The sequence below is a fragment of the Streptomyces thermocarboxydovorans genome, from assembly GCF_039524635.1.
Taxonomy (GTDB): Bacteria; Actinomycetota; Actinomycetes; order Streptomycetales; family Streptomycetaceae; genus Streptomyces; species Streptomyces thermocarboxydovorans.
Genome location: NZ_BAAAGU010000040.1, coordinates 65156 through 71801 on the forward strand (window position 1 = coordinate 65156; position 6646 = coordinate 71801).

At 75.2% G+C, this 6646-nt stretch carries 4 protein-coding genes and 1 pseudogene; 2 read left to right on the forward strand and 3 right to left on the reverse strand.

The genetic code is table 11. The annotated features are described in order from the left end of the window. Window positions 1–29: 29 nt before the first annotated feature. Genes ABD198_RS19580 through ABD198_RS19590 form a run of 3 tightly spaced genes read right to left on the reverse strand, consistent with a single transcriptional unit; the run spans window position 30 to window position 4849 of the window. Window positions 30–1196 carry a vWA domain-containing protein gene (locus ABD198_RS19580; RefSeq protein ID WP_344003372.1) on the reverse strand — a complete coding sequence of 389 codons (1167 nt, stop codon included), beginning with the start codon at window positions 1194–1196 and terminating at the stop codon, window positions 30–32. Window positions 1197–1232: 36 nt separating this feature from the next. Beyond that, window positions 1233–3701 (reverse strand): DUF5682 family protein, encoded by a 2469-nt coding sequence (locus tag ABD198_RS19585; protein ID WP_344003375.1) that lies wholly within the window; start codon window positions 3699–3701, stop codon window positions 1233–1235. Continuing rightward, on the reverse strand, window positions 3698–4849 hold the full coding sequence (locus ABD198_RS19590; RefSeq protein WP_344003378.1) for an ATP-binding protein: 1152 nt from the start codon (window positions 4847–4849) through the stop codon (window positions 3698–3700). The genes ABD198_RS19585 and ABD198_RS19590 overlap by 4 nt, the downstream gene beginning before the upstream one ends. Before the next feature lie 132 nt (window positions 4850–4981). On the opposite strand from ABD198_RS19590, the gene ABD198_RS19595 reads away from it, so the two are divergent. Together ABD198_RS19595 and ABD198_RS19600 are read left to right on the forward strand one after the other, a co-directional pair. Beyond that, on the forward strand, window positions 4982–6340 hold the full coding sequence (locus ABD198_RS19595; protein WP_344003381.1) for an SWIM zinc finger family protein: 1359 nt from the start codon (window positions 4982–4984) through the stop codon (window positions 6338–6340). A 121-nt stretch (window positions 6341–6461) separates the two neighbouring features. Further along, window positions 6462–6646: pseudogene (locus tag ABD198_RS19600) on the forward strand (DUF5691 domain-containing protein); the annotation flags it as partial.

Sequence of the window (6646 nt, forward strand, 5' to 3'; positions counted from 1 at the left end):
CCTTTGACCGGCCTCCGTTCGTGCCGGGTTCACGCCGTGTCCGGTATCGGCAGCGGCCGCTTCTCGATCGCCGCCGCCATCACCTCCGGGAACAGGTCCGGCGTGCAGGCGAAGGCCGGCGAGCCCAGTGCGGCGAGCGCCGCCGCATGCTCGCGGTCGTAGGCGGGCGCGCCCTCGTCGGACAGCGCGAGCAGCGTCACGAACTGCACTCCCGATGCCTTCATCGCCGCCACCCGCTTGGGCATCTCCTCCCGTATGCCGCCCTCGTAGAGGTCGCTGATCAACACGACCACCGTCTCGGTCGGGCGGCTGATCTGCGACTGGCAGTACGCCAGGGCCCGGTTGATGTCCGTGCCGCCGCCGAGCTGGGTGCCGAACAGCACGTCCACCGGGTCGTCCAGCTGGTCGGTCAGATCGACGACCGCCGTGTCGAACACGACGAGCCGCGTGCTGATCGACCGCATGGAGGCGAGCACCGCCCCGAACACCGAGGCGTAGACGACCGATGCCGCCATCGACCCCGACTGGTCGATGCAGAGCACCACCTCCTTCTTCACCGACCGCGAGGCCCGCCCGTAGCCGACCAGCCGCTCCGGCACGACCGTCCCGTACTCGGGCAGGTAGTGCTTGAGATTGGCGGCGATGGTGCGGTTCCAGTCGATGTCGTGATGGCGGGGCCGGCTGACGCGGGCGCTGCGGTCCAGGGCGCCGGTGAGGCTCGCCCGGGTGCGGGTGGCCAGCCGCTGCTCCAGCTCCTCGACGACCTTGCGCACCACCGCCCGCGCGGTCTCCTTCGTCGTCTCCGGCATGGCCTTGTGGAGCGACAGCAGGGTGCCGACCAGGTGGACGTCGGCCTCGACCGCCTCCAGCATCTCCGGCTCCAGCAGCAGGGTGGCGAGCCCGAGCCGGTCGATGGCGTCGCGCTGCATCACCTGCACGACGGAGGAGGGGAAGTAGGTCCGGATGTCGCCGAGCCAGCGTGCCACCGACGGCGCCGACGCCCCGAGGCCCGCCGAGCGGTCCTTCCCCGGCTGTGCCGCCCGGTCGTCCTTGCCGTAGAGCGCGGCCAGTGCCCCGTCCATCGCCGCGTCCCGCCCGGACAGCACGTGTCCCGTGCCGTCCGCCGCGTCCCCGCCGAGCACCAGTCGCCAGCGCCGCAGCCGCTCCCGCGCCGGGTCCGTCACCTCGGTCCCCATCCGTGCCTGCGCCTCCCCCGTCCGTTTCCGTCCCCGTCATCCCGCCACCGCCGCCGCTCGGGCGTCCGCCGCCCGTCCGTCTCCGGGCGCCTCGTCGCCGTCCTGCCCCAGCAGCAGCCGTACGACCGGCAGCACCGCGTCCGCCCGCGCCGTGTCGAGGTCGCCGGCGAAGCCGGGGACGCCGGCGGCCGACGGGCTCCCCCGCCTGCCCGGGCCGCGCCGGACCAGTTCGCCGAGGGTGCGCCGCACGCCCGCCTCGTACGCCGAGAATGTCCGGCGCAGCAGCGGCAGTACGTCCGTGAACGCCTCCGCCGGAACTCCCGTGAGCCAGCGGTCGACCAGTCCCAGCAAGTGCTCGTCGTGGACGAGGAGCAGACCTCCCCCGGAGCCGCCGACGAAGCCCTCGATCCAGGCGGCCGCGTCCGCCGGGGGTGTGCCGGGCGACAGCACCAGCCCCATCAGCCGTGCCGCCTCGTCCTGTGCCAGCTCCCCGTCGTCCAGCAGCAGCCGCACCGCGCGTCCGCGGATGACGCCGGGCACGGTGTCCCGGCCGGACAGGGTGCGCAGCACCGACCGCCAGCGGGACCGCAGGTCCGCGTGTCCCGGCGGCGCGGCGTCCTCCAGGAGGCCCACCGCCCCGTGCACCGCGTCGAGATGGCTCCGCATCTCGTCGGCGGCGTCCGCGTCCAGCGCCGCGCAGGCCGGGGGCAGGCCGACGAATATCCGCTCGGCGAGCCCGGCCGCGACCCCGGCCAGTGCCCCGGTGTCCGTGCCGCGCACGTCCCCGTACCGCAGGGAGCGGACGAGCGCGGGCAGGGCCTGCGCGAGATGGGCGACGTCCGTGTCCAGGGCCGCGCGGTCGGCGAGTATCCGCATCACCGTGGGCAGCGCGTCCGGCAGTTCGGCCAGCAGGCAGCGCTCGGCGAGCGCGGTGACATCGGCGAGGCCCGGTGCGGACACGGCGTCGGACTCCGCCTTGGCGGTCGCGGCGGCCCGTACGGTGGTGCCCCAGACGCCGGACTCGGCGACCCGCACCGACAGCTCCGGCTCCCAGCACAGCCGCCAGGTCTCCCGGAAGGTGCCGGTGCTTCCGCGCGAGACCGCGGGCTCTCCCCAGGCGACGCCCAGCAGCCGCAGCCGGTGCAGCAGCCTGCTGCGGCCCGCGTCGGTCTCCTTGCGCAGGTCGAGCTCCAGCTCCCGTTCCCGCGCCTCCGGTTTCAGTCGCAGCCGGCGCTGGGCCCGCTCGAGATCGCGCTGCAGCGGCACCGCGGGCGCCGCCGCGGGCACCCGGCCCAGCTCGTCGCCGACGACCAGCCGGTCGTGCACCAGCGCCAGCGGCACGTCCGAGCCCTCGCACATCACCGCCCGTATCGCGTCGGTGGTCTCGCTCAGTCCGGGCAGCGGCCGTCCGCGCAGCGCGGCGAGCGTCTCCGCCAGCCGTACCGCCTCGATCACATGCGCGGAGGAGACCAGCCGGTCCTCGGCTCGCAGCAGCCCCGCCACCTTGGTCATCCACCGCTCCACCGGGCGGTCCCGGGCGGCGAAGAGATGCCCGTACCAGCCCGGGGAGTCGATCCCGGCGCCGTAGCCGCTTGCGCGGGCCAGTCTGCGGTTGGTCCAGGGCACCCAGGTCATGTCCGTCTTCACCTTGGGCAGCCCCTTCAGCAGGGCGCGGTCGGCGGTGACGGTGGACCTCCGCCGCAGCGCGGGCACATGCCAGGCCCCGCACACCACGGCCACCGCGGCACCGAACTCCCGCTGCGCGGCCCGCAACTGAAGCCTCATGTACGCCTCGCGCACCAGGTCGCGGTCGTGCCCGCCGCTTCCGTGGGCCTCGCGCAGCGCCGTCATGGCCTCCTCGAGCGCGGTGAACGGAGCGAGCGCGTCCCCCTTCCCCACGCCCCGGTGCTCGACGACGTCCTCCCACCACCGCTCGGCGTCGTCGTACCCGGCGGTCTCGGCGAGCACCCCGAGCGGATCGATCCGTACGCCGTCGGCCGGTCCGCCCTCACCCGGGCCGGAACCGCCACCGTCACCGTCCGGCCCCTCACCCCCGTCACCGTCACCAACGCCGGCGGCGACACCGGCTTCCGCATCCGGAGCGGGGGTCTCGTCCTGACCGTGGGTCTCGTCCTGCCCCCGCTGCCAGGCCAGCGAGTGTGCGGCCGGCAGGTCGATGAAGCGGGCCGGGACCTCGTGGTCCAGCGCCCAGCGGATCGCGACCCACTCCGGGGAGAACTCCGCCAGCGGCCAGAACGCCGAACGGCCGGGCTCGTCCACGGCATGGGCGAGCAGGGCGACCGGCGGTCGCATGTCCTCGTGCGCGGCCAGCGGGATCAGGGCGTCCGCCTCGGGCGGTCCCTCGATCAGCACCGCCTTCGGCCGTGCCTCGTCCAGCGCGGCCCGCACCGCCCGCGCCGACCCCGGCCCGTGGTGTCGCACGCCCAGCAGCAGCGGCTCCGCCGTCAACCGCCCGCCGCTCGAACGCTCTTCACGAACCGTCATGCACTGACCTCCCGGCAGGCCCGGTAGAAGTCGGCCCAGCCGTCCCGTTCGCGGACGACCGTCTCCAGGTACTCCTGCCAGATCACCCGGTCCGCCGCGGGATCGCGGACCACCGCGCCGAGAATGCCGGCCGCGACGTCTCCGGCCCGGAGCACGCCGTCGCCGAAGTGGGCGGCCAGCGCGAGGCCGTTGGTGACGACGGAGATCGCCTCGGCCGTGGACAGGGTGCCGCTGGGCGTCTTCAGCTTGGTGCGGCCGTCGACGGTGACACCGCCCCGCAGCTCGCGGAAGACCGTGACCACACGGCGGATCTCGTCGATGCCGTCGGGCACGGCCGGCAGGTCGAGGGAGCGGCCGATCTGGTCCACCCGCCGCGAGACGATGTCGACCTCCGCCTCGGGCGTCGCCGGCAGCGGCAGCACCACGGTGTTGAAGCGCCGGCGCAGGGCGCTGGACAGGTCGTTGACGCCGCGGTCGCGGTCGTTGGCCGTGGCGATCAGGTTGAAGCCGCGGACCGCCTGGACCTCCTCGCCCAGCTCCGGTATCGGCAGCGTCTTCTCGGACAGGATCGTGATGAGCGTGTCCTGCACATCGGCGGGGATCCGGGTCAGCTCCTCGACCCGGGCCGTCATGCCCTGCGCCATGGCCCGCATCACCGGGCTGGGCACGAGGGCGTCGCGGCTGGGGCCGTGGGCGAGCAGCTGGGCGTAGTTCCAGCCGTAGCGGATGGCCTCCTCGGGCGTGCCGGCGGTGCCCTGCACCAGCAGGGTGGAGTCGCCGCTGACCGCCGCGGCCAGGTGCTCGGACACCCAGGTCTTGGCGGTGCCGGGCACGCCGAGCAGCAGCAGCGCCCGGTCGGTGGCGAGGGTGGTGACGGCGACCTCGACGATGCGGCGTGGGCCCACGTACTTGGGGGTGATCACCGTGCCGTCGGGCAGGGTGCCGCCGAGGAGGTAGGTGGCCACGGCCCACGGCGACAGCTTCCAGCGCGCGGGACGCGGGCGGTCGTCCTGCGCGGCCAGCGCGGCCAGTTCGTCGGCGAAGGCGTCCTCGGCGTGCGGCCGCAGCGCTTGCGCCGCACCCGCGGGTGCGGACACGGAGCCGTTCTCGCTCGGGTCGACGGACGTCGGTGCTACGGGCGCGGACATGGCTGAGTCCCCCTCCAGCTCGGCCGGTTCGGATCTGCCATCAACCGTGCACCACACCACTGACAATCGCTCTGACCTGCACAAACGCCGCCCGCAAGCCGATTGTCAGTGGCGGGATCTAGTTTCGGGAGCATGACTTCGCAGGGGGTCCGCTGGACCGCGGATCAGGTGCTGGCGCTGGCGCCTGACACCGCGTCACGCAAGGCGGGAAGCAGACTGGGGGCGGCCGGGCCGTGGACCGAGGCCGGCAGCTCCGGCGACGGCACGCTGTGGGGGCTGTGCAAGGGCAGCGGCAGAACGCCGTACCGGACGGCGGTGGACCTCGCGGACGCCTCCGGGCCCGCGTACAAGTGCAGTTGCCCCAGCCGGAAGTTCCCGTGCAAGCACGCGCTCGGCCTGCTGCTGCTCTGGGCGGGCGAGGACGGCGCGGTGCCGCGGGGCGAGGCTCCCGAGTGGGTGCGGGAGTGGATCGCGGGCCGGCGCCGGCGCGCGGAGAGCGCACGGACGGCAGCCGGTCCCTCCGGAGCTCCGGCCGGGTCCGCCGATCCGGAGGCGGCCAGGCGCAGGGCGGAGCGGCGGGCCGAGCGCATCACCGCGGGCGCCACGGAGCTGGAGCAGCGGCTGGCGGATCTGCTGCGGGGCGGTCTGGCCTCGGCCGAGCAGGCCGGTTACGGGCTGTGGGAGGAGACGGCGGCCCGCATGATCGACGCCCAGGCGCCGGGTCTCGCGGCCCGGGTGCGGGAGCTGGGGGCGCTCCCGGGGACGGTTCCGGGCTGGCCGGTGCGGCTGCTGGAGGAGTGCGCGCTGCTGCATCTGCTGGACCAGGGCTGGCTGCACCGCGAGCGGCTGCCGGAGGGCCTGGCGGCGACGGTCCGCGCCCGCGTGGGTCTGCCCGCGTCCGCGGAGGGCCCGCCGGTGCGCGACAGCTGGCTGGTCCTCGCCCAGTACGACACGGCGGACACCCGTCTGACGACCCGCCGCATCTGGCTGTACGGCACCGAGTCGCGGCGCACCGCGCTGCTGCTGTCCTACGGCGCCGGGGGCCGTGCGCCGGAGCTGGCGCTGCCGGTGGGGCTGGCCCTGGACGCGGAGCTGTCCGCGTATCCGGGCGCGGGGCAGCGGCGGGCGGCGCTGGGCGAGCGGTTCTCGGCGCCCGCACCCACCGCGGCGCGTCCCGCCGGGACGACGACGAGCGGGGCCCTCGCCCGGTACGGCAGGGCGCTGCGGGACGACCCGTGGCTGGACGCGGTCCCGGTGACCCTGGACCGGGTGATACCAGCCCCGGACGGCGACTCCTGGCAGCTCGCCGACGCCGACGAGGACGCGGCCCTGTCCCTGACCCCGGCCGCCCGCTCCCGCCCCGGGCTGTGGCGTCTGGTGGCCCTGTCGGGCGGCGCCCCGGTCACGGTGTTCGGCGAGTGCGGCCACCAGGGATTCACTCCATTGGCGGCATGGCCGGAGGGGCGGGGTGAGGTGGTGCCGCTGTGCTGAGCCCCCCGCCTCACCGCACGCTCGGGGCCACCACCGGACCCGCGCATCTTTCGGACACCACGGGACACTCGGTGCATCCGAGCCCTCGGCCGCTCCGGGACGCCCGACGGAAAGGACGCTCATGAGCAGGACGACAGCGGCCGCCCCGCCGGCACCGGGCGCGGCCGCGACGACGGCGGACTCCTGGGAGGAGCTCGTCACGACGGCGCTGCTGGGCACGGACCGGCGCTCCCCGCCCGGCTCCGCCCCCGGCGCCGGCGCCCCGGTGGCGCTGCTGGACGCGGCGGCCGCGGCCACCGTGCGGCG